Genomic DNA, 2,417 nt, shown 5'->3' with positions numbered 1-2,417 from the left:
GAACGAACGCTGCGGGCAACGGTTTTCGTTGATGAGCTCTCGGTCACCGTGGATGGCGTGCGGTCGACGTTCCGCGTCGCCGAGCATGACGGCCATATCTGGATCGCCGGTGCCGGGGGAACCTGGTCGGTCACCGAGGCGCGTGAGCCGAGCATCCGTGCGGACGACGCACATGCGGGCGAAGCGGAACTGACTTCGCCGATGCCCGGCAGCGTGATCGCTGTCGCGGTCGAGGACGGCGCCGAGGTCACCGCGGGCGCAACCGTGGTGGTCGTTGAGGCAATGAAGATGGAGCACGCGCTGACCAGCCCGATCGACGGCACCGTCGAACTGCTCGTGAAGGCGGGCGAGCAGGTGAAGGTCGACCAGCTGCTCGCTCGAGTGCTGCCGCATCCCGCAGCCGACGAAGCCGAGAAAGTAGAGAAATAACGATGACCGACTACCTGTCCACCGGCACGCTGCCGGACGAGTACGCCCAACTTGCCAAGACCGTCCGCGATTTCGCCAACTCGGTGGTCGCTCCGGTCGCCGCCGAGCACGACGCCAACCACACCTTCCCGTACGAGGTGGTGGCCGGCATGGCCGATATGGGCCTGTTCGGCCTGCCCTTCCCCGAGGAGTACGGCGGCATGGGCGGCGACTACTTCGCCCTGTGCCTCGCGCTCGAGGAACTCGGCAAGATCGATCAGAGCGTCGCGATCACCCTGGAAGCCGGTGTGTCGCTCGGCGCTATGCCTATCTACCGCTTCGGTAACGAGGCGCAGAAGCAGGAGTGGCTGCCGCAGCTGGCGAGCGGCCGCGCGCTGGGCGCCTTCGGGCTCACCGAGCCGGGCGCGGGCAGCGATGCCGGAGGCACGAAGACCACCGCCAAGCTGGACAGCGGCGAGTGGATCATCAACGGCAACAAGCAGTTCATCACCAACTCGGGTACCGATATCACCCGACTGGTCACGGTCACCGCGGTCACCGGTGAGGCCGGTGGCAAGAAGGAAATCTCCACCATCATCGTCCCGACCAACACCCCGGGCTTCACCGCTGAACCGGCCTACAACAAGGTCGGCTGGAATGCCTCGGACACGCACCCGCTGACGTTTGCGGACGTGCGGGTGCCGGAGGAGAACCTGCTCGGTGAGCGTGGCCGCGGCTACGCGAACTTCCTGCGCATCCTCGACGAGGGCCGGATCGCGATCGCCGCGTTGAGTGTTGGTGCCGCGCAGGGCTGCGTGGACGAGAGCGTGAAGTACGCGGGCGAGCGCACCGCGTTCGGCCGCGAGATCGGCCGCAACCAAGCGATCGCGTTCAAGATCGCCCGTATGGAGGCACGTGCGCACGCCGCACGCACCGCCTACTACGACGCGGCTGCACTGATGCTCGCCGGCAAGCCCTTCAAGAAGGAGGCCGCGATCGCCAAGCTCGTCGCCTCCGAGGCGGCGATGGACAACGCACGCGATGCGACGCAGATCCACGGTGGCTACGGCTTCATGAACGAGTACCCGGTCGCGCGGCACTACCGGGACAGCAAGATCCTCGAAATCGGCGAAGGGACAACCGAAGTGCAGCTCATGCTGATCGGCCGGGAGCTCGGTCTGTGAGCGGCGAGGCGCATCACAACGAGCGCCACATCGTCCAGCGCGGACTGTGGTTCGAGGAGTTCGAGACCGACGTTGTCTACAAGCACCGCCCCGGGCGCACGATCACCGAGGCCGACAACGTCATGTTCACGACGATGACGATGAACACCCAGGCGCTGCATCTCGACGCGGCGTTCTCGGATGCGCTGCCGCCGTTCAACCAGCGCCTGGTGAACTCGATGTTCACGCTCTCCACGCTGGTCGGTCTGTCAGTGGCGCAGCTGACTCAGGGCACCATCGTCGGGAACCTCGGCTTCTCCGAGGTCAGCTTCCCGAAGCCGTTGTTCCACGGCGACACGATGTATGCCGAGACCGTGATCACCGACAAGCGTGAGTCGAAGTCCCGCCCGGGGGAGGGCATCGTGACCTTCGCCCACACCGCCCGCAACCAGCACGGTGACATCGTCGCGACGGCGGTCCGAAAGACGTTGGTACGCAAGCGCCCCGGCGCCGAAGCGAAGGAGGCCTGACGACGTGGCTGATTGGATCCTGCCCGGCCCGGCGTGGCTGTTCTGCCCGGCCGACCGCCCGGAGCGGTTCGCAAAGGCAGCTGCCGCTGCCGACGTGGTGATCCTCGACCTCGAGGACGGTGTCGGCGCCGATGATCGCCCGGCCGCGCGCCGCGCGTTGATCGACACCCCGCTCGACCCGGTACGCACCGTCGTGCGGATCAACCCGGGCGGAACCCCCGACCAGCAGTTGGATTTGGCTGCGCTGCGCGAGACCGAGTACCGCGTCGTGATGTTGCCCAAGGCCGAATCTGCCGAGCAGGTCCGCTCGCTGGTC

4 protein-coding genes are annotated in these 2,417 nt (G+C 66.7%); all 4 read left to right on the top strand.

Annotated features, from left to right (window positions below):
- A partial coding sequence (locus tag A8G08_RS11565) for a biotin/lipoyl-containing protein (protein WP_342669647.1) occupies nt 1–429 on the top strand: 429 nt, incomplete at its 5' end.
- 2 nt (nt 430–431) lie between these two features.
- Entirely contained in the window at nt 432–1,592 is a 1,161-nt protein-coding gene (locus A8G08_RS11560) for an acyl-CoA dehydrogenase family protein (protein WP_068273872.1), read from the top strand.
- The gene (locus A8G08_RS11555; RefSeq protein ID WP_068273870.1) at nt 1,589–2,101 is read left to right on the top strand and encodes a MaoC family dehydratase; all 513 of its coding nucleotides are present in this window, start codon (nt 1,589–1,591) and stop codon (nt 2,099–2,101) included. The genes A8G08_RS11560 and A8G08_RS11555 overlap by 4 nt, the downstream gene beginning before the upstream one ends.
- A gap of 4 nt (nt 2,102–2,105) precedes the next feature.
- Nucleotides 2,106–2,417: aldolase/citrate lyase family protein (locus tag A8G08_RS11550; protein ID WP_245672787.1), on the top strand; the 312-nt coding region annotated here is incomplete at its 3' end.

The sequence above is a fragment of the Aldersonia kunmingensis genome (assembly GCF_001646865.1).
Taxonomy (GTDB): domain Bacteria; phylum Actinomycetota; class Actinomycetes; order Mycobacteriales; family Mycobacteriaceae; genus Aldersonia; species Aldersonia kunmingensis.
This window is presented reverse-complemented; position numbering and strand designations above follow the sequence as displayed.

What these genes read in the sequence shown, in the direction of transcription:
- A8G08_RS11560 (WP_068273872.1), top strand. Translation starts at nt 432, where the DNA reads ATGACCGACTACCTGTCCACCGGCACGCTGCCGGACGAGTACGCCCAA.